At 41.6% G+C, this 19,599-nt stretch carries 20 protein-coding genes; 6 read left to right on the top strand and 14 right to left on the bottom strand.

What is annotated here, in order from left to right; all coding sequences use genetic code 11:
• Positions 1-147: 147 nt before the first annotated feature.
• Both V7L01_RS10330 and V7L01_RS10325 read left to right on the top strand, forming a co-directional pair.
• Positions 148-1,119 carry an RsmB/NOP family class I SAM-dependent RNA methyltransferase gene (locus tag V7L01_RS10330; RefSeq protein ID WP_335034385.1) on the top strand — a complete coding sequence of 324 codons (972 nt, stop codon included), beginning with the start codon at positions 148-150 and terminating at the stop codon, positions 1,117-1,119.
• Positions 1,120-1,599: 480 nt separating this feature from the next.
• On the top strand, positions 1,600-2,037 hold the full coding sequence (locus tag V7L01_RS10325; RefSeq protein ID WP_335034383.1) for an NUDIX hydrolase: 438 nt from the start codon (positions 1,600-1,602) through the stop codon (positions 2,035-2,037).
• A gap of 185 nt (positions 2,038-2,222) precedes the next feature.
• Here V7L01_RS10325 and V7L01_RS10320 read toward each other — a convergent pair whose 3' ends face one another.
• From V7L01_RS10320 to V7L01_RS10310, 3 genes are all read right to left on the bottom strand, one after another.
• Positions 2,223-3,014 (bottom strand): GH25 family lysozyme, encoded by a 792-nt coding sequence (locus V7L01_RS10320; protein WP_335034382.1) that lies wholly within the window; start codon positions 3,012-3,014, stop codon positions 2,223-2,225.
• Positions 3,015-3,115: 101 nt separating this feature from the next.
• Positions 3,116-3,757, bottom strand: a complete 642-nt coding sequence (locus tag V7L01_RS10315; RefSeq protein WP_335034380.1) for a DUF4232 domain-containing protein — start codon at positions 3,755-3,757, stop codon at positions 3,116-3,118.
• Positions 3,758-3,780: 23 nt separating this feature from the next.
• A complete protein-coding gene (locus V7L01_RS10310; RefSeq protein WP_335034378.1) occupies positions 3,781-3,915 on the bottom strand; it encodes a hypothetical protein in 135 nt (44 codons plus the stop codon).
• Positions 3,916-3,945: 30 nt separating this feature from the next.
• Here V7L01_RS10310 and V7L01_RS10305 point away from each other — a divergent pair, with 30 nt between their 5' ends.
• Positions 3,946-4,494, top strand: a complete 549-nt coding sequence (locus tag V7L01_RS10305; protein ID WP_334820833.1) for a pentapeptide repeat-containing protein — start codon at positions 3,946-3,948, stop codon at positions 4,492-4,494.
• A 137-nt stretch (positions 4,495-4,631) separates the two neighbouring features.
• Here V7L01_RS10305 and pip read toward each other — a convergent pair whose 3' ends face one another.
• On the bottom strand, positions 4,632-5,570 hold the full coding sequence (gene pip / locus V7L01_RS10300) for a prolyl aminopeptidase (RefSeq protein WP_335034376.1): 939 nt from the start codon (positions 5,568-5,570) through the stop codon (positions 4,632-4,634).
• A 226-nt stretch (positions 5,571-5,796) separates the two neighbouring features.
• On the opposite strand from pip, the gene V7L01_RS10295 reads away from it, so the two are divergent.
• Positions 5,797-6,504 carry a hypothetical protein gene (locus tag V7L01_RS10295; RefSeq protein ID WP_335034374.1) on the top strand — a complete coding sequence of 236 codons (708 nt, stop codon included), beginning with the start codon at positions 5,797-5,799 and terminating at the stop codon, positions 6,502-6,504.
• A 132-nt stretch (positions 6,505-6,636) separates the two neighbouring features.
• On the opposite strand, the gene V7L01_RS10290 is transcribed toward V7L01_RS10295, so the two are convergent.
• From V7L01_RS10290 to V7L01_RS10260, 7 genes are all read right to left on the bottom strand, one after another.
• Positions 6,637-8,418, bottom strand: a complete 1,782-nt coding sequence (locus tag V7L01_RS10290; protein ID WP_335034372.1) for an iron uptake porin — start codon at positions 8,416-8,418, stop codon at positions 6,637-6,639.
• A 183-nt stretch (positions 8,419-8,601) separates the two neighbouring features.
• On the bottom strand, positions 8,602-10,062 hold the full coding sequence (locus tag V7L01_RS10285) for a hypothetical protein (RefSeq protein ID WP_335034370.1): 1,461 nt from the start codon (positions 10,060-10,062) through the stop codon (positions 8,602-8,604).
• A 113-nt stretch (positions 10,063-10,175) separates the two neighbouring features.
• Positions 10,176-10,430 carry a DUF7219 family protein gene (locus tag V7L01_RS10280; RefSeq protein ID WP_335034368.1) on the bottom strand — a complete coding sequence of 85 codons (255 nt, stop codon included), beginning with the start codon at positions 10,428-10,430 and terminating at the stop codon, positions 10,176-10,178.
• 41 nt (positions 10,431-10,471) lie between these two features.
• Positions 10,472-10,978, bottom strand: a complete 507-nt coding sequence (locus V7L01_RS10275; protein WP_335034366.1) for a pentapeptide repeat-containing protein — start codon at positions 10,976-10,978, stop codon at positions 10,472-10,474.
• Between the two features lie 47 nt (positions 10,979-11,025).
• Entirely contained in the window at positions 11,026-12,726 is a 1,701-nt protein-coding gene (gene kdpA / locus V7L01_RS10270; protein WP_335034364.1) for a potassium-transporting ATPase subunit KdpA, read from the bottom strand.
• A gap of 37 nt (positions 12,727-12,763) precedes the next feature.
• Positions 12,764-13,162, bottom strand: a complete 399-nt coding sequence (locus V7L01_RS10265; protein WP_335034362.1) for a hypothetical protein — start codon at positions 13,160-13,162, stop codon at positions 12,764-12,766.
• Between the two features lie 11 nt (positions 13,163-13,173).
• Positions 13,174-13,536, bottom strand: coding sequence for a TrkA C-terminal domain-containing protein (locus V7L01_RS10260; protein WP_335034360.1), 363 nt, complete (start codon positions 13,534-13,536; stop codon positions 13,174-13,176).
• Positions 13,537-14,302: 766 nt separating this feature from the next.
• Here V7L01_RS10260 and V7L01_RS10255 point away from each other — a divergent pair.
• Both V7L01_RS10255 and V7L01_RS10250 read left to right on the top strand, forming a co-directional pair.
• Positions 14,303-15,694 carry a calcium-binding protein gene (locus V7L01_RS10255; protein WP_335034358.1) on the top strand — a complete coding sequence of 464 codons (1,392 nt, stop codon included), beginning with the start codon at positions 14,303-14,305 and terminating at the stop codon, positions 15,692-15,694.
• A gap of 6 nt (positions 15,695-15,700) precedes the next feature.
• Positions 15,701-16,189: a calcium-binding protein gene (locus tag V7L01_RS10250; protein ID WP_335034625.1), complete on the top strand. Its 489-nt coding sequence runs from the start codon at positions 15,701-15,703 to the stop codon at positions 16,187-16,189.
• Between the two features lie 285 nt (positions 16,190-16,474).
• Here the strand turns inward: V7L01_RS10250 and kdpC are convergent, their stop codons facing one another.
• From kdpC to kdpB, 3 genes are read right to left on the bottom strand one after another with little or no spacing between them, the layout of a single operon-like run.
• Positions 16,475-17,113 (bottom strand): K(+)-transporting ATPase subunit C, encoded by a 639-nt coding sequence (kdpC, locus tag V7L01_RS10245; protein ID WP_335034356.1) that lies wholly within the window; start codon positions 17,111-17,113, stop codon positions 16,475-16,477.
• Positions 17,113-17,382: a potassium-transporting ATPase subunit F gene (locus V7L01_RS10240; protein ID WP_335034354.1), complete on the bottom strand. Its 270-nt coding sequence runs from the start codon at positions 17,380-17,382 to the stop codon at positions 17,113-17,115. Before V7L01_RS10240 ends, kdpC begins: the two co-directional genes overlap by 1 nt.
• A gap of 6 nt (positions 17,383-17,388) precedes the next feature.
• Positions 17,389-19,530, bottom strand: coding sequence for a potassium-transporting ATPase subunit KdpB (gene kdpB / locus V7L01_RS10235; protein WP_335034352.1), 2,142 nt, complete (start codon positions 19,528-19,530; stop codon positions 17,389-17,391).
• Positions 19,531-19,599 lie beyond the last annotated feature (69 nt).

Genomic DNA, 19,599 nt, shown 5'->3' with positions numbered 1-19,599 from the left:
GCTTGGCCATTGCGATCCCAATGGCGGTCATTATATTTTGAGTATGAAGCCAAAAGCCTTAATTACATTGTTCTTGTGTAACAGTTTTATTTCGATTCTGATACAACATACTAATTCGTAATTCGTAATTCATAATTCATTATCCACATGGAAAAACCGTCTAATTTATTACTTAAAGTCTCGCGGCGTTTGTTTGCTAATTTAGAGGAGCAAGAAAAGTTTATCGAGGCTTTAATGAATCCTCAGCCTTTTTCACCCAGTATTCTTTGGTGTCAGGAAAAGCCGGAAACGTTGCCTTTGGCAATAGAAACACCAACCTATTGGCAACCACAATTTATAGACCGTTTATCTTTGGGAGAAAAACCCGGTCAGCATCCCTTGCATCAACAAGGATATTTCTATTGTTTAGATTTTTCTTCGGTGTTTGCGGCTACTAGTTTGTTAGCTATTCCTCAGCCAGTGCGTTTAATTTTTGATATGTGTGCAGCACCAGGAGGTAAAAGTATCTTTGCTTGGAAAGCTTTACAACCAGACTTACTCATCAGTAATGAAGTAATTGGCAAACGTCTGGGAATGCTAATTTCTAATTTGAAGCGTTGCCAGATCGCTCCCAGCGCAGTGGTTAATAGAGATTCGAGCATATTTGCTGAAATGTTTCCCTCCTCTAGCAATCTGGTAATAGTAGATGCTCCTTGTACTGGGCAATCTTTACTTGCTAAAGGCGAAAAAGCTCCCGGATGTTTTCACCCAACAGCTATTAATAAAAGTGCAAATCGTCAAAAGCGCATTATCGCTAACTCTGCTAAACTTGTTTCACTACAAGGCTATCTTGCTTATATGACTTGCACATATTCACCCGAAGAAAATGAGCAAGTTTGTGAATGGTTTTTGGAACGTTTTCCCCAGTTTCAGGCAATAGAAATTAGTAATTTAGCCAATTATCAGTCGCATTTAACTAAAATGCCTTGCTATCGGATGTTTCCTCAAGATAAATTAGGTGCTGGTGCCTTTACAGTCCTGTTTAAAAATACTGATGACGATGAAGAACGGTATAAAGAAGTAGATTTAAATACAATATCTTCGCTGTATATCTACCAAAATCTAAAAAAGTCAAGTTAGTTACATTGGCGGCACATATTCTGGATTAATCTCAGAATATGTGATGTTTTGAATACTGCTGCATTTGTCAATCAGCCATCAGGAGTACACATTTTAAGTGGGTTGACTTTATATTAAAACCACAAATATGGCAATTCTTGTATAGATGCAACACACTGTAGAAACACAAGATTTTTTATCTGGGTTAACTTCAGCCAAGCCCTTTAAAAACCTTCTAATCTCTTTCCTATTGGTTGATGTTATTGGGGAGGCTTTGCCTTTGGTACAAGCCGTAGAGATACTTTTTCGGCATTTCCAAGTTCTACCTGGAAACGATATTACAAGATGAATAAAAATCTTCAATAATTAATTATTATGGGTAAAAAAATGTTTTTAACCTTTCCATAATCTAAGATTAACCAAAATTTATCCAGTATCAGCTCTCGACTTTCTGAAAGAAACGTTGTACAAAAAAGCTAGATCGTACAGGATGCAAATTACATGAGTCGAAAAGCCAGCAAAGTGTTTAAACAGTCTGGGGTAATTCCTTATAGAGTGAACAACGGTAAAGTCGAAATCCTGCTAATCACAACCCGTAACTTTCAAGGCTGGGTGATTCCGAAAGGTGGTATTCCCGATGGCATGAGTCCGCCGGCTTCAGCAGCCAAAGAGGCGTGGGAAGAAGCAGGGGTAATTGGACAGGTAGACACCAATAAACTGGGCACTTACAAGTACCGCAAACGAGGGAAAATTTACCGAGTCAAGATGTATTTGTTACCAGTAGAGATGCTGAGTGAAGATTATCCAGAAGCAAGTAAAAGAAAACGGCAGTGGGTAGAAGTGAATAAAGCTATCAGGCGGATTAAGTTTAATTCGCTCAAACGAATCCTTAAAGGTTTTTTCCAGGTTAAATCTCACTTTTGTGCATTTCTATGTTAGTCAGATATAGGAATACCCATTATTTCAAAGCCCTCGGAGCAAAGTGAGGGCTTTTTAGAAGTTGCTATACTTAAAATAACTGCGATCGCTAATTAAGATAAGTAAATATTAAACGTAAAGCATCACCCATCTTTATATTCATATAATGATGAGTATGGGTCTACTTCTTGAGCGGACAATCCGTTTTAAATCCACAATAAAGCTACCCAAGTTTTTATACCGACAATTCCATCAGCTTGCAATTTCTTAGATGTTTGGAAACTAACAATTGCATTCTTAACTGATTCCGTAAAATTCCCATTTATGGCATCAGTATATAATCCAATATTTTTTAATTGCTGTTGTAATTGTTTGACTATTAGCCCAGAATCTCCTAGCTGCAATCCATTAAATCTATTCAAATCGGCTCGACCACTAACACCTGGTACACCAGATATATCACCTTCATATTGATGGATTATGTATTGCCCCTGCCAAGCGCTAGGAATAGTTGGGTTTTTGGTTCCGTAGTGGGCAATCCATAACGGATAACTAGCAAAATCAGATGGATTACCAAGTTCTTTCCAGAAACTGGGGAAGGTATAAATGATTGGTTTGATTGGTTTTTTTGTTTGTTGTAGAAGGGCTTTTTCCACCTCTGCTAACCACTGCTTCGCTCCATTAATTACAGCTTGGCTACTTCCTTTGTCAGTTACTTCTACATCCAGAACTGGTGGCAAGTCTCCCGGTTCTAAATTTCCCAACGTTTTTAAGAATTCCTTTGCTTGTTGAACCGGGTTAGATGTCTGTGGGTGGAAGAAATGATAAGCACCGCGAATAATACCAACAGCTTTCATGGTCTGCCAGTGATGAGCAAAAGCAGAATCTTTAATGCTAGCTCCTTCTGTCGCTTTGACAAACGCAAAAGTTTTACCAGAGTTTTTTACTGCCGTCCAATCGACTCTGCCGTCTTGATCGGCAACATCAATTCCTTCCATAGAATTTTTTAACCTTTTTGATTAGTACAATAGCGAACTTATCAGAGGCTTTGATTAAATTTATGCTTTTTCTGGGTATTTGAGTAAATTACAGAAATTTACTAGGGTTGAGTGTCAGCAGATCGCACTGGAGTCACTCTTACTTTACCTGTACAAGGCTTGATTTGTTCTGTAACGGTAAAGTGCTCGTAAGCGTTAGGAGGTGTGATTTGAATTTTACTAGACGTTGGGCATTGTTCCTCTGTGGAACGAATGTGGTTATATGCTATCTGAAATGAGGCTTGTTTCCCAGGAGCCAGAGTTACTCGTTGTTGAGGTTGGTTACTCGAAAAGTAAGTATCCTTGGAGCGAATAACTTTAATCCCCTGCAAAGGTCGATCTTTTGCATCCAGTAGTGCCAATCCCGGATAACCATTGAGGGTACAAGGGGATGAGCCGTTATTGGTGAAGGCATAGGTGAGTGCAACATTCCCAACCCCAGCATCTTGGGAGACTCGGCGCACTGACAATTGACTAGTTTCACAGCGCGTCGGATTCGTGGCAGTAGTGGCTTCAGGGGTAGAATGCTCTATAGGTTTTGCAATTGGTGTAGCTGTTGAGTTCAATACAGCTTTTTTCGTCGGCTGCTCAGGGCTTGCTGGCAAGGCTTGCGGCTGTTTTGTAACAGAGGAAGAACCGACACAGCCAGTTGTCATCGCAGTTAGGAGCAACAACATACTGCTTTCCACAATTAGAATTCGCATATCTTTTTTTTGTAGTGAATTACTTACACTGATGCTTCATATACAGTATAAGTTTCCAAATTTACAAGGGTTAGCGTTGCTGTGTATACACCATCTTTAGTGTAGGTATGAGTGATGCCATTGAAGCTCAGGGCAGTACCTTTATCTATTGTCTGCACATATATGTTAATTAATGCGGGAGGTAAATAATGGTCTGGGAAATTACTGCTGAGGAGTTGCTGGAGCGCTATGCTGATGGGGAACGTAACTTTGCTGGAATCAAATTGGCTCATTATGGACTCTATGGATTTCGTCGCTCCAAACATAGTGGACTCGATCTCGATGGTGTGGTTTTGCGAGATATCAACCTGCGAGGGGCTGATTTGCGTAGTGTCTATCTGATTGGAGCCGATTTGACTGGAGCCGATTTGGGTGGTATTTTCTTGGAAAGTTGTTGTTTGGAAGGAGCAATTATCCGCGATGCTAATTTGTTTGCTGCTAATGTGACGCACAGTTCCTTCGATAAAGCCGACTTGCGGGGCAGCATTTTGAGTCAAATGAATGCCACATTTGGTCATTTCTGGGAAGTTCAAATGCGAAGTCTCGAAGATGCTATTCTCATCGAAGCTGATTTCAGAGGCGCTCATACCGATGACGGCTTGATTTGCCGAGGCATGAATTTGATTTGGAACACCACTATGCCCAGTGGAACTGTCATTCGCGGCCCCCAGTGGGGGAATGGTCGTGATAACAGATGATAAAAATTCTTCATCTTTTGCCGCGACAATAATTAGGAATGTCAACTTTAATTGTTAGCGATCGCATCAAAATTACCATTAAACAAAATAGTTACGACAAAATCACCTCGCATCCTGGTAAAGATTACGTAACCGAATTAAATATTGTCTGTTGCTTCAATCAAAGCACTACGAATTCCTGCTTCACTCATCGAATGCCCGGCATCAGGAACCACTATAAATTCTGCTTCTGGCCAAGCGCGATGTAATTCCCAAGCTGATATCATTGGGCAGACTACATCATAACGTCCCTGAACAATTACAGCCGGAATATGGCGGATACGGTCTACATTTAAGAGTAATTGATCTTCAGTTTCCAAAAATCCCTTATTCATAAAGTAATGGCATTCAATCCGTGCGAAAGCTGAAGCAAATTCACTCTCGCCAAACTTTTGCATGAGTTCTGGATCGAAGAAAAGTCTACTGGTACTAGCTTCCCAAATTGACCAAGCACGCGCTGCTGTTAATTGAATTTCTAAATCTGGATCTGTTAACTGCTTGTAATATGCTGCAATCAGATCGTTACGTTCATCTATGGGAATTGGTTTGAGATATTCTTCCCAAGCATCAGGAAAAATATAGCTAGCACCCTCTTGGTAGAACCAGCGCAACTCTTTTTGTCTCAGCATGAAAATCCCACGCAGAATTAATCCCGTGCAGCGAGAGGGATGGGTTTGACTGTAGGCTAATGATAAAGTGCTACCCCAACTACCACCAAAAACCGCCCACTTTTCTATACCTAAATGTTGGCGCAGTTTTTCGATATCGCTGACTAAATCCCAAGTGGTGTTTTCTCGTAATTCTGCATGGGGCGTACTTTGACCACAACCACGCTGGTCAAACATCACTAACCGCCATTTTTCGGGGTGGAAATATTGCCGATAAAAAGCTGGACATCCACCACCAGGGCCCCCATGCAGCAAAACGATGGGTTGACCTTGTGGGTTACCTGACTCTTCAAAATGAATGGTATGAAGGTCAGAAACCTGTAAACTACCTTCTAAGTAAGGCTCGATCGCTGGGTAAAGTTCTCGCATTTTGGGTATTTTATCAGTAATATTGTCATCGCGATCGCTTGTCTTTATGAAACAACTTCAGTCTCTTCACATCAACGCCTGGGTGCGGGTTCTAAGTTTTCCCTAATACTCTTTCTTGCACTTTTTTGGGCTGTTTCGGCAAAAGTTAGACTACCTCTGTTTTTGCTAAAGTTCTGGGAATCTTAAGTACAAGATTTAAATCTTGATACTAGAGGGCAGTAATTCAATGGCATACTATTCTAATTCAGCCCCGTTCCGTTTGCGGATATATCTGAAACAGAATCGTAATTCTCAAGTTTTTATTGGTTATCCTTTAGCAAACCCTACCGAATGGATACAAATTTTAAATTTTAATAACACAGAATTAATTTGTGGAAAACAGAGATTTGATATAAATGATGTACGTTCATTTATTATTGCCTATCCCAGTGGTGAAATATTAGACGGAGAACTAGTATTTTACCCACTTCCTCAAGGAATATATTATATTGAAAATGAAAATAAGATAAAATCAGAAATTCTTATTCCAGAAAATCTCAAGAGAGGAAACCAACTTTTAAAAGTTGTACATGAAAAAACAGTAGATGAAAAAAGAAAGAATTATTATTCAACTAAATTAATAAATATATCTCCAGAAAAAATTAGAGTTCTCAAATTTGCTGCTTATATGCAATACCACGGAATGTATATTCTTAGTACTATTACTCGTGGTTATTTCAGCGAACAAAATTTTCGAGAGTGGTATGGTGTTGATGAAGACGGTTGGATAAAAATGGGACAAATAGTAATAGACCCAAATAATTATAGTCGCGGCAAGATTTATTGGGTTTATTTTTGTGTAAATGAGAGTAGTAAAGAATTCATTGCAGGAGCGCAATTTCAACAAATTAAATCCTTGGTGGAAGCTATGGTAATTATAGCTATTTTCAATTAATTGAACTACTCTACAAAGGTTCTGGATAACGCATATTTATTTAATTTCACTAGATGTCTAATTAAAATTAGAGGGTCAAATTACCGTAGGGGCACACAGATATGCGCCCCTACAGCAAATTGCTATAAACCTTTAGAAGGTGAAAGTTGTTCTCAGCGTACCGATAATTGCATCGTCGTTATCGCTATTTTGACCAGGAGAGGTCAACCAGATGACACCAGGGGTAATTGAGATGTTATCTGACACGCGATACTTGTAAAAACCTTCAAAGTGATAAGGTATATCATTACCAGTACCAGCAAAACCTGGGCGGTTACGGGCATAAGGTTCTGCACCAGCAAAAATACCTAAAACGTTACCTGGTTTACCGAAGTCAGGTAAGGCTACCCCAAGACCGTAACTCCAAGCGTCATAATCATCATTAGCACCAAAGCCTGTGACATCATGGTAAGAAACAAAGCCACTAATTGAAAGTTTGTCGCTGGGTCTGAAGGCTGCTTCTATACCATAAGAATTACTGGAAGATGCGTTTAGGGTACTTAGGGTGTTAGCTTGATTAGTGCCTACGACGCGGTTAGTGCTAGCCAAACCACCACCTAGATCGAATAAATTACCACCTCCAGCACCATGATAACCGTGAACGTAGGTAGCACCTATAGATAAGCGATCGCCAACGCTAAAGTTCAACTGTCCCAGAGCCGCATAGTTACCCTCCAACAAACCTAGATTGGGCCCAGGATTATTAGCATTTGACGCCAAGTAGCCTATAGTCAGTGAGCTTGGTTTGAAAAAGCCGCCACCTTTACCAAAGGGTAAAGTCAGTGCTGCACCTGCGCCACCACCAATGCGATAGATGGGACTTTCAGAAGCAAAGGTAGACAAAGCACCATTACCGCCATCAAAATCCTCAAAGTAAGGGTTGTTAGTGGGAACATAATCGCTATGAATACCTCCGGTACCCGCCAAGTAAACTTGGGCTGGGCCTATAGGTACGTAATACGCCAGCCAGTCTATAATCACACCGTTATTACCAGTGCTACCGATTTGAAACGTTTGTGTGCCTTCAGCAGTATTGATAGGAAGGCCACCATTATCCAGTTGACTAAAGGCTAGTGCATTACCGGCTGCAAGACGGGTGTGTAATACGTCTTTACCCGTGAAACTGGTTTGCAAGTCTAAACGTACCCTATCTTGGAAGACAGTATTATTGGCATCGCCAGTATTACCGCCAAATATATCAGTAGCGACAAAAATAGCTTCACCCACCAATTTTGTGGTAGTAGAAAACTGATTTGCTTCTAGTTCAGCAGTCCGTGCTTCTACAGCATCTACTCGACCACGCAGAGTTGCTAGTTCTGCCGAGAATTCCTCTTGCAAACGCTGGAGAGTTGCTAAATCCTGTTTTGTCACCAAGTCAGCAGTTGCTGTCGCAATCAGTTCATTAACTCGATCTAAACAAGCATTCAAACCTGCGGCAAATTCATAACGAGTCAATGCCCGATTACCACGGTAAGTGCTGTTTGGGTATCCAGCAATACAACCGTAGCGTTCAACCAGGGATTGCAAAGCTTGAAATGCCCAGTCAGTAGGCTGTACATCAGAAAACTGAGAAACTGATGTAACTTGAGACAGTGAATTCTGGTTCTTGCCTTCGCTGCTGTAACGGTTAACTTCTTCTAAAACCTTATTTTCATCAGTCTTTTGAGCTATCAACTGCCGATTGATTTTTGGTTGCTCTGTTTGAATGAATATTGAAGCAGCAGAAGCGATTGGTGCTTCTGTCTGAGCAGCTTTTGCCTTTATCTCTTCAGAAGAGCTTGCTACTTCAGCAGCCATAGCCCTAGCGGAAACCAACACCGTCACTCCCAAAACTACTGGACTTAGTACCAGAGTTTTCCACAATAGATGAGACATTTTTTTATTTTCCTTTCCCAAAAAAGACCCGAAATCAGTGGGTTCAAGAAAAAGAGAACAAGCAATTATTCTACTTGTTGGAAATCTTATCAGATTGTAGGAACTTTGAGATATGCTTCACAAAATTATTACAGATGAAGAATCGTAAAGTCTTGCAGATGCCTTGTTTGGCAAATTAAAAGGTTATGCTTGAATTTGGCTCAAATTCGTGCCATTTCTAGATTTTAGCTTCTTGTTTTTAACTCTGATTTGTGGTAGATCCTTTTTATCTTTGTAAAAGTAACAGATTTCCACTAGAGTCGGCCATATTTCTAGAGAACCGTGAAATTGGCTAATGACATCATCAATGATTCTGGAAACGTTTTGCTGAAAAAAGTCTGGTTCAAAGCCGTAAAATACTCTCGATAAGTTCTCAGCAAACAATTGAAGTGACTGCTTGCGTTCTTCATTCTGGGTAGAGATTGAGGCTTTGACTACCTGGCGGTGGATAGCAGAGATTTTTTCTAAGATTTCCTCAGAGTCTTGTAAAGTGACCTCGCCAGAATAATCAAACTTGATTCCCAGGTCATCAAGATGATAAACACTGCTTTTAATTTTCTTTTTCAGCAGGCTACATATTTCTTCATTAAAGAGTTCGCTAGCCAGAGGATTACGCATATAGTTATTTCTAATATGGTTCTGGACAGCATCAACGTGTGCAGCGGCGATCCCCTCTTGTTGTATCCAAATTCTGTAGATATAATCTTCAAATCTAAGTCGAGTTGGAAAGAATGGTGGTAAGCCTAGCTGATTATCATATCCAGCGACTCCACAATCCATTCTCCAGTTTTTGTTAGTAATAACAGGCCGAAAGTTGGTAAGAATATAAAAATCATTCAGGTCATTTGGACTTATTTGATTTTCATCATTGAGATACATATGAATAAAATCAAGTGTATCGATATCATTAGTTCCTGTGCGAAAAGTCTGGGCAATCTTGACAATCGCATTATTTAATACTCTCCCTGGTTGTAATAAGAGGCTGTTTTCCCGAAAGTATCCTTTAGTTGTATTAGTTTCTAAATCCATTGCTGTATCAAGAACCAATTCTCCAGCCTCGAAGTTTTCTGGTACATGACTGGCCTTTTGACCTAGAACATCACCAAAAGCCGTGAGTAAGTCAAAAGATTTATGGACAAACCCGCCTTGTTGATTGGACTTAATTAATTTTCCTCGACATATTTCATCACCAGATAAAGATTCTGGGCTAGTTTCAATTAATGCATCTGGTCGCATATCGTCATCTGCACTAACCATTAAATGTCCAAGGGTGTACATTAGTGTGAAGTTGCGGTTTCCTCCATAGCTAGGTCGGAATAAGTTTTTGACTAGTGATTCTAGCTTGCGATCGCGCAGTCTTTCGTTTAAAAATGTAAGAAATTGCTCTTTCTGTTGGGGGCCGACATAAAACACGTCATTGACTGTCTTAGTCTGCTCTAAAAGTGAGTAATATTTCTCGTGATTGGCAATGCTGGAATCATCAAAGACGATAATTTTTAAAGCATGACCATTTGCCCTGAAATTCTCATCATACTTTTCGATAGTCTGTGCTACATCTCTCAGCCGATGAGTCGGAATAACAAATACTGTTTCTTTTTGTCTCATAAAATTTGTTCCGATTTTTCAAATTAAGTTTCAAAGCTTCAAACTCTATTTAAAGGTTCTCAGCTTAACAATCACTGCTATTACAGCTATATCAGGTTTAGTAGTCAACTAAATTAAACTGCTAGATCGCGACCAATCCCCAGCTTAGTTTTACTATCTTCCAACTGTTTCCAGAGTGCCTCTATTTGAGCAAAGGCTTTTTCTGGAGATAGCTTACCAGCAGTTTCTAAACTAGTGATATAGCTAATTTTTTGAGCAAATTCTTGGAGGTTAGCATTAAATACTAGGTTGTTTGGCTTAACTTGTCCGTAGTAGCGATCGCGAGGGTAAAGAAAGCTATTTTTATCTTCATAATTCGGTTGTGACATTAATTTACTCCTAACAAAAAAAATGATTAGCTATTTGGAGGCTAATTACATCGACCTGAGAACACCCCATTTGGTAATACTGTTTCGCAGAGAGTGACAGAATTACGAATCTGAATATCGTTGTTTTTTAAAGCTTTGAGAAGATTTGCATGACTAAGATCGGCATTTCTCAAATTGCTTCCTTCTAAATTAGATGCTGACAAATTTGCCTTTTGTAAATCAGCATCAGTTAGCAATGTATTCTTGAGGATAGCTCCAGTTAGATCGGCTCTTTGTAGATTTGCTTCTCGAATATCTGCCCACTCTAAATTTGCGTACCGGAGATTAGCATTCTTGAGGTTAGCTCCCTGAAGGTTTGCCGATCGCAAGTCAATTCTTTGTAAGTTTGCCCCTGAGAAATTAACTCCTGCTAAATTACAGCCGAAACATTTTCTTGTTTCTTGAAGCTGTTGAATCACATGCTGTCGAAGCAAATCATTACCTTGGGTAACTAAGGAAGGAGTGAGAACAAATGCCATCGGAATCAAGGGTCGGAAAAAAGGATTCATAAGTTTAAAAATGAGAAATTAATGATTATCGCAGTGCTGTAATTGTGCTATTTGCCTATGGCAATTTGGAAGGCTTCAGCAACAGGCCCTAGAACCAAAACAGGAAAAAATGTTAATGCTCCCAGAATCAAAATGGTGGCAGCAGTCACGGTGGTAAATAGTTTGGTATCAGTATTTAAAGTTGCGATTGAGGTGGCTACAGGTTGCTTGCACGACAGGCTATCTGCTAGCAATAACAAAGCAACGATCGGAATAAACCGCCCCATCCAGAGAGTAAATGCTGTTGTCAGGTTCCACCACAAAGCAGTTGGGGCGGGTTGGGTGTCTGCCAAGCCTTCAAAACCGGAACCGTTACCCGCTGCTGCTGATGCATACTCATAAATCACCTGCGTAAAACCATGAAAGCCAGGATTGCTCATGCCTGCAAGTTGGTCAGGAAAATCTAGGGTAATAGCACTGGGCAGCAAAATCAATAGCGGGTGAATCAGAATAATTACGCTTGCGAGGATAACTTCGCGTTTCTCGATTTTTCGTCCCAAAAACTCTGGTGTTCGTCCCACGATTAGGCCAGTTAGGAACACTGTCAAAAACATGTACACCAACAAAGAAGCTGCCCCAGTGCCCATCGCTCCCCAAATCGCTTGCAAAAATAGGTTGAGCAAAGCACAAAATCCACCGGATGGCATGAGCGAGTCGAACATGCCGTTAGCAGAACCAGTCATGGTTGCTGTTGTGGTGATGGCGAATAATGCAGTTTCCGCCCAGCCCAACCGGACTTCTTTACCCTCCAAATTGGGCTGCTGACTACCCAACAGGACATTGATGGCAGGATTGCCCTGATACTCCCCGACGGCAGTCACGCCAATTAAGACTACAAAAATGGCGAATACCATCCAGAACAGTAGGCGAGTCTGTTTTAAGTTACCGATGAAGATACCGTAGGTGTGGAATAATGCTGTGGGAATCAGCAACATTGACACCACTTGCAGCAAATTCGTGCCGCCATTGGGATTTTCAAAAGGATGAGCAGAGTTGCCACCAAAGAAGGCTCCACCGTTCTCACCCAGCATTTTGATGCTTTCAAAGTGGGCAATGGGGCCACGAGCGATCGCCTGAGTTGCTCCCTCTAAGGTGGTAATATTTACAGGCCCAGCCAGGGTTTGGGGCACACCACCCAATATCAACAACATCGTACTGACAATAGCTAGGGGTAGCAGTACTCGCGTAATCGAGCGAGTCAAATCCACATAAAAGTTACCCAAAGGTCTACCTGTTAAGCCGCGAATGAAGGCAATTCCCACCCCTAATCCCGTAGCAGGCGCAACAAACATTAAGAAGCCCAAAGCTGTTATCTGGCTCAGGTAGGACATTGTGGTTTCTGGCAGATAGTGTTGCAAATCGGCAGCAACTAAGAAAGAAATGGTGGTGTGTAATGCTGTGTCCCAAGTGGGCATCCCTAAATCGGTGGGGTTCAACGGTAGTAAACTCTGAAAGAGCAGCAGTAGTAGCGCTAAAACTGCCATTGCTGTATTGCTGAGTAAGATAGCGATCGCATATTCTCTTCCAGTCATGCTCTTTTGCGGTTCAATACCTATGAGGAGATAAATTAACTGCTCCAATGGATTCATCACTGGATCGAGCCAGGTTTTGTGCATGAAAAAGACTTCAGCTAGGTAGTTTCCTACGATTGGCACTAACATTACCACTAAAAATAGAGTGAGGAAAATTTGCACAAAGCCTTGGAGCATAATTGGGAAGCATGGGATAGATCGCCGAGAAACTCACCTATTTAGGGCTGTAGTCAGAGCAATTAAGTGCTTGTTTCGTTAGAGCAGTGGTAGGATGTACTGCACACCTTAGAAAATAGTTATTGTTAAAAAATTGGCAGTTTTTACAGGGATGTTGCTGTATATGTTTGATACTTACTATTTCGTCTTTATTTGGTGCCGCATTTTCTGGAGGATCTTCTAGTGCCTTGCAGACATATGAAACGATAAAAACGACAATTGCCCAAACAAGCATGAAGGAAATATGAGCCAAAAACACTGCTACAAAGGGAATATCTCCTTGCTGTGGTTTTGTGTCATTATGTGTTGCCTTAGCCAGGTTAGCTTCAATCAGGGTGGACTGATGAACACTTTTTTGGGCGGATACATCAAGTCGGGAAACCTGCGAAGTATGCATATTAAAAACCTTTAATATGTGGAATTGAAGGCAGTTGATAGGTCTGAATAATCTGAATTAACAGATTGGCTATCTGTTGGTCGAGCTTCCAATAAGCAACTGTTGAGGGAATAGTAAAGAGAATGGATTTTTTTAAGAGTAACTTTGAGAGCGGGAACCATCATGAAATGAGTTGCTATTGCTAAAATGTAGTCTCCAGCAAAAATAATCGGATTATCTGTTGCATAAATAATTTGGCTTTCTCTTAAAATCCCCAAGAAAGCGCATTTATCGGGTAACTGAATTTCAGTTAAATGAATGCCGCAGTAAATACTATTTTCTTGGATTAAAACACCAAATAGGTTCGGTTCTAAAGCTTTTTTACTTTTTAACACAAAGTATTTTTATTTAACTCTAATAACATTGTCCAATACTTTAGAGAAAATTTGATTTTTCTCGGATATATTTTGAATGTATATGAATTATATAGAGATAAATAAAAGATATATTTATTGACTAGTTAAAACGGCATATATTTAGAGATATATTTTTGATATATAGTCCTAATTAATCATTAGATCCAAAGCTTTAACTACTAACGGTAATATTTGAGTCTGCGCCTGACACCAACTGAATCAGATAAATTGTGATTTATCATACCTGAGATTCTGTATCTAATGCTTTACAACAAGCATGATTACGGTTTCAAAAAGGCGATCGCTCCATAGATATACCTGGCGTTAAAAGCTTGTATAGCAAGGATATCAGCCGTCCATAGGTGTAGTTCTATTGAGGATATCGATCGCTTATCTCAGTAAAAACAATATCGCATCTAACTCAATAGCACTCAGTATTAACATCTAAAAATACATAAACATACAAGTAAGGCAAAGTCAAAAAAAATATAGATTGAGTGGTGAAACTTAATTTTTTAAAGACTATAGTGATTAAATTAACTCAGCTTACCCTGTAAGCAGATTCCTGATTGCTGCTTGCAAAGCTATTAAAAGCTTGATTCTATTGAAAAGCAGCTTTATAGAATAAGTAAAAAATTATACTTAGACTCGAAAATCTCAGCTAATTTTTTGTGCCTGAAAGTAGCAATACTGACGGGTTAATATCTCAAGTTTCCCAAACAATTAATTTAGGTAGTTAGAACTGATGGCAACTTTCAAGGGTACTAATGTTAATGATGTCCTCAATGGCACCGCGAGTAGTGACATCATCTATGGCTTTGAAGCCGATGACTTTATCAGTGGTGGAGCCGGTAACGACACACTAGATGGTGGTACTGGTAACGATACATTGAAAGGTGGAGTGGGTAACGATATTTACATCGTTGATAGCACTGACGATATTGTTAGTGAAGATAACGGCTCCGGTGGCGATGCAGGTGGTATTGATACAGTTAAGTCTTCTGTTAGTTACACCTTAGGTAGCTATATCGAAAACCTCATCTTAACCGGAACAACAGCCATAAATGGCTCTGGGAATGCACTAAATAATGTGATTACAGGCAATAGTGCCAATAATTACATCTCTGGGGGAGATGGTAATGACACCCTCTATGGTCTTGAGGGAGATGATAGTCTCATTGGAGATGCAGGAAACGACAAACTCTATGGTGGTGAGGGTAATGACAGCCTCTCCGGTGGCGAGGGAGATAATACCTTATACGGCGATTTAGGTAACGATGTCCTCGATATTAACTATTCTTCTGGGAAAAACCTCTTAGACGGAGGCTCTGGGAATGATCAACTGTATGCTTACAATACCACTGGCAACAACACACTTAAAGGAGGAAATGGGGATGATAATTTCCGTCTTGATTCTTCCTCTGGGAAAAACGTCTTAGACGGAGGCTCTGGGAACGATCAACTGTATGCTTACTACGTCACTGGGAACAACAGCTTCAAGGGAGGAACTGGGACTGACTATTTCTATCTTTATTCTTCTTCTGGAAATAACTTTCTAGACGGTGGCTCTGGGAATGATCAGCTGTATGTTGACGGTAGCACTGGCAATAACACCCTTACAGGAGGAACTGGGGATGATAATCTAAATATTTATTCTTCTTCTGGGAAAAACGTCTTAGACGGTGGCTCTGAGAACGATTATTTTTATGCTGACTCTAGCACTGGCAACAACACTCTCAAGGGAGGAACTGGGAATGATAATTTCTATATTAATTCTTCTTCTGGGAAAAACTTCTTAGACGGCGGCTCTGAGAACGATTCATTGAATGCTGACTCTAGCACTGGCAACAACACTCTCAAGGGAGGAACTGGGACTGATAATTTTAATATTAATTCTTCTTCTGGGAATAACCTTTTAGACGGCGGCTCTGAAAACGATTCATTCTCTGCTTACGGTAGCACTGGTAGCAATACCCTCAATGGAGGGGATGACAATGACTCCTTCTATTTTACTGCCCCCTCTTCCTTAGTGACTCAAACGGTAGATGGAGGTGCGGATGACGATTATTTGTATGTCAATTTCGGCAATTCTACTCTTCAGGGAATCACCTCCACTTTCAATGCAACCACTAAGTAAGGATCGATTACGGCTGGGACATATCGAGTTAACTACAAAAATATTGAACGATTAGATATCTTCGGTACAGCTAACGCTGACACTATTGTGGGCAGTAATGGCAACGATAACCTCTATGGGAACGATGGCAATGATCTCCTGATTGGAGGGAAAGGCAATGATGTTCTGTACGGGTATGGTGACACTGATACCTTTGGCTTTAATACATACAATCAAGGTGTTGATAGTCTTTATGACTTCGACACGACTGGTGAACTTATTCAGGTATCGGCTGCTGGTTTTGGCAGTGGCTTAGTAGCAGGTACAGTTTCGGCTGGTCAGTTTACCATCGGTTCAGGCGCGACAACAGACGCTCAACGATTTATCTACGACAGCAGTGCAGGTGGGCTTTTCTTTGACAAAGATGGTAGCGGTGCTGCGTTTACTCAAGTACAATTCGCACAATTATACGGTGGACTCTCACTAAGCGAAGCCAATTTCGTTGTTGTTGCCTAATTAGACATCTCCGAAAAAGATTTAGATACCACAAATTTGCACCTAGACCTAACCCCCCTTCCCCCCTTCCCTACGAGGGAAGGGGGGTGTTAAAGCCTCTCTCCGTTTCGGGGAGAGGTTTGGAGAGGGGTCTTTTTTCTTTTCTGAAGATGTCTAATTGTAATATCAAATCTCGACATTGCAGATTTAGTGCGATCGCTATTCTAAAATTTGACATTGCTGATTAAATCTATGAATCTGGGTGTAGAGACGTTGCAATGCAACGTCTCTACAAAAGTTTTGAAATCACCCTTTAATCTGATCCAGAGCTAAATTCAGCTTCAAAACATTAACTCCAGGTTCGCCAAAGATGCCGAGAAAGCGGCCATCGGTGTTTTGAGAAATTAAAGTTTCGAGTTGGTTCGATTGAACTCCCCGCGCCTTGGCTACTCGTGCAATTTGCGCGATCGCAGCTTCCGGGGTAATATGCGGGTCAAGGCTAGAACCAGAGGTGTAAACTAAATCGCCAGTCGGCTGCACACCTGCTTTTTTCAGACGATTGAAGTCACCTTCAACCTTTTTGCTGGGATCTGGGTCATCTTTACCTTTGATGCGTTCCATTAATGCGGGATTACTGGGAGCCAAGTTACTAGCGCCGGAAACTCCAGTTTTCAAAACTCCCGCATCATCTTTTTTCGGATCGGCTGTGCTGTAGCTGGTGGTACTGGGACGGCTGTTAAAATAGCGATCGCTAGTAAAAGGTTGACCAATCAAAGCAGAACCTACAACTTGACCTGTGCTATTTTTCAGCAGACTACCGTTTGCTTGAAAGGGAAACACAATCTGCCCAATGGCAATCATCGCAAAAGGATAAATAATCGCTCCAATAACCCAAAGTACCAAGGTAGAACGAACAGCTCTACTAGCTTCGCGTGCAAAACTCATTAGAATTTCTCCGGTACAAACATTACAAAAAATAAATATATGGAAAGCCCTAGCGTCACCAGCCCTAACAGCCCCAATCCCCAAGATTGGCTGCGAGAAAGTTGTTCGCCAGTCGCTGCATAGACCATAGGCGCAACCACTAGGTTGAAACACATCGCCAAGAACAAATACAGTGGCAGCTTTTGTCTACGCCATTGACACCAGATTTCAGTTATTTCTTCTAATACTTGGGATGCAGCAATAGTGCGTCGGATATGAACGGGTTTCATAGTAAATTAAGACAAAGGTAGGATAATATCTATCAGTTTGATGGCAATGAAGGGAGCAACGATGCCGCCAAGACCAAAGATGAAGATGTTACGACGTAGCAGTTGATCTGCTGTTAAAGGTAAGAACTTCACCCCTCTAAGTGCTAGCGGAATTAGGGCTGGAATAATCAGAGCGTTGTAAATCAACGCCGAGACGATCGCAGATTGGGCACTCTTTAATCCCATAATATTAAGTGCGCCGATTCCAGCCGCCGCAAAGATAGTCGGAATGATCGCAAAATACTTGGCAATATCGTTAGCAATGGAGAATGTTGTCAATGCGCCACGGGTAATTAGCAACTGTTTACCTATGGTTACTAAATCAATTAGCTTTGTGGGATCGGAGTCTAAGTCCACCATGTTAGCAGCTTCTTTCGCAGCTTGCGTCCCAGAGTTCATTGCCACACCCACATTTGCTTGAGCCAAGGCGGGTGCATCGTTAGTGCCATCCCCCGTCATTGCCACCAGTTTACCCTGAGATTGTTCGGAGCGAATCACCTCAATTTTGTCTTCTGGAGTCGCTTCAGCAATGAAATCATCCACCCCGGCTTCTTCAGCAATCACCGAAGCGGTAATCCGATTGTCACCTGTGAGCATGATAGTCTTAACACCCATGCGGCGGAGTTGGTCAAACCGTTCCCGCAGACCAGGTTTCACAATATCTTTCAGGTAGATGACACCATAAATCTTGTCATCTTGGCAGACAGCTAAGGGCGTACCGCCTAATCGGGAAACTCGCTCATAAGCTGCGTCTATATCATCAGGAACGTAGCCACCACGGGAACGGACAAATCCTTTAATGGCATCTACCGCTCCTTTGCGGATTTGTTTGCCATCGGGTAGATTTGTGCCACTCATCCGGGTTTTCGCGGAAAATTCTACACCCTCGGCTTTGTCGATATTAAAATCTACCGCAGCCTGGAACTTTTCTGCTAAAACTACAATTGACTTGCCTTCTGGCGTTTCGTCAAACAAGCTAGCAGCTAAGGAGACTTGCGCCACATCTTCTATTGAATGATTATCCAGGGGGATAAACTCATCAGCCATCCGGTTCCCCAAAGTGATCGTGCCTGTCTTATCCAGCACCAGAGTGTTGATATCACCACAGGCTTCTACTGCTCGACCAGAGGTAGCAATGACGTTAAACTGGGCAACCCTATCCATCCCTGCAATACCGATCGCACTGAGCAAACCACCGATAGTTGTGGGAATTAAAGCTACCAGTAGCGAGATGAGGATAGCAACGCTAGCACCCGCCCGCAAACTATTGCCCGCTTCAGCCCCAAACGCCGTGCTGATAAAGCTGGCGATGTAGCCAACAAAGGGAGGCATAGTTGCCACCACAATCAGGAATACTTGCGTTAACACTGCCAACAATACCGTCAAAGCAATCTCGTTGGGAGTTTTGCTGCGTTCTGCCCCTTCTACCAGGGCAATCATGCGATCGATAAAGCCTTGTCCAGGATCGGCACTAATGCGAATTGTCAACTCATCGGAGAGTAGGCGTGTACCGCCTGTCACCGAACTGGCAATATCTGTACCTGGTTGCTTCAGTACCGGGGCAGATTCCCCAGTGATTGCAGACTCATCCACTGAGCCGATGCCCTTAATCACATCGCCATCGGCGGGAATCATATTATTTGCACTCACCTTGACCAAATCGCCCCGTCGCAGTTCCGTAGAATTGACTTTTACTACCGAACCATCAGGGAGGATTTTGTTAGCGATCGTATCCGATCGCGTCGATCGCAGTGAATCAGCCTGTGCTTTACCGCGTCCTTCAGCTACGGCTTCCGCAAAGTTGGCAAAAACGAGCGTGAAAAAGAGAATAAAGGTAATCAACCCGTTTAACAGGCGTTGTTGGTTGATATCCGCCTGAATTGTGCCAAATAAATTTGGGTTAAGGGTAACAAGGAAGGTGACAATTGTCCCCACCCAAACAACAAACATAACTGGGTTTTTAACAGTAATTCGCGGATCGAGCTTAATAAATGACTCACGAATTGCTCTCTGGTAAAGTCCCCGCATATCTGTTTTGGGGGTGTGCTTGCGCGAGTCACGAGTTCCAGATGGAATACGGGCCGAACGAGAATCAGTAGTAGTTGGCATACATTAATATCAGAGCAATCTGACTGAATCCAAAATCTAAAATCCGTCTTGGAAAGTTCGTCTGAGCAC

Source organism: Nostoc sp., from assembly GCF_036917095.1.
In the GTDB taxonomy this organism is placed as follows: Bacteria; Cyanobacteriota; Cyanobacteriia; order Cyanobacteriales; family Nostocaceae; genus Nostoc.
This window is presented reverse-complemented; position numbering and strand designations above follow the sequence as displayed.

Bases quoted from the DNA above. Each gene is read 5' to 3' on its own strand.
- V7L01_RS10280 (WP_335034368.1), bottom strand. From the start codon at position 10,430: ATGTCACAACCGAATTATGAAGATAAAAATAGCTTTCTTTACCCTCGC.
- V7L01_RS10295 (WP_335034374.1), top strand. From the start codon at position 5,797: ATGGCATACTATTCTAATTCAGCCCCGTTCCGTTTGCGGATATATCTG.
- pip (WP_335034376.1), bottom strand. From the start codon at position 5,570: ATGCGAGAACTTTACCCAGCGATCGAGCCTTACTTAGAAGGTAGTTTA.
- kdpC (WP_335034356.1), bottom strand. From the start codon at position 17,113: ATGAGTTTTGCACGCGAAGCTAGTAGAGCTGTTCGTTCTACCTTGGTA.
- V7L01_RS10265 (WP_335034362.1), bottom strand. From the start codon at position 13,162: ATGCATACTTCGCAGGTTTCCCGACTTGATGTATCCGCCCAAAAAAGT.
- V7L01_RS10275 (WP_335034366.1), bottom strand. From the start codon at position 10,978: ATGAATCCTTTTTTCCGACCCTTGATTCCGATGGCATTTGTTCTCACT.
- V7L01_RS10330 (WP_335034385.1), top strand. From the start codon at position 148: ATGGAAAAACCGTCTAATTTATTACTTAAAGTCTCGCGGCGTTTGTTT.
- V7L01_RS10255 (WP_335034358.1), top strand. From the start codon at position 14,303: ATGGCAACTTTCAAGGGTACTAATGTTAATGATGTCCTCAATGGCACC.
- kdpB (WP_335034352.1), bottom strand. From the start codon at position 19,530: ATGCCAACTACTACTGATTCTCGTTCGGCCCGTATTCCATCTGGAACT.
- V7L01_RS10290 (WP_335034372.1), bottom strand. From the start codon at position 8,418: ATGTCTCATCTATTGTGGAAAACTCTGGTACTAAGTCCAGTAGTTTTG.
- V7L01_RS10315 (WP_335034380.1), bottom strand. From the start codon at position 3,757: ATGCGAATTCTAATTGTGGAAAGCAGTATGTTGTTGCTCCTAACTGCG.
- V7L01_RS10240 (WP_335034354.1), bottom strand. From the start codon at position 17,382: ATGAAACCCGTTCATATCCGACGCACTATTGCTGCATCCCAAGTATTA.
- V7L01_RS10325 (WP_335034383.1), top strand. From the start codon at position 1,600: ATGAGTCGAAAAGCCAGCAAAGTGTTTAAACAGTCTGGGGTAATTCCT.
- V7L01_RS10320 (WP_335034382.1), bottom strand. From the start codon at position 3,014: ATGGAAGGAATTGATGTTGCCGATCAAGACGGCAGAGTCGATTGGACG.
- V7L01_RS10285 (WP_335034370.1), bottom strand. From the start codon at position 10,062: ATGAGACAAAAAGAAACAGTATTTGTTATTCCGACTCATCGGCTGAGA.
- V7L01_RS10305 (WP_334820833.1), top strand. From the start codon at position 3,946: ATGGTCTGGGAAATTACTGCTGAGGAGTTGCTGGAGCGCTATGCTGAT.
- kdpA (WP_335034364.1), bottom strand. From the start codon at position 12,726: ATGCTCCAAGGCTTTGTGCAAATTTTCCTCACTCTATTTTTAGTGGTA.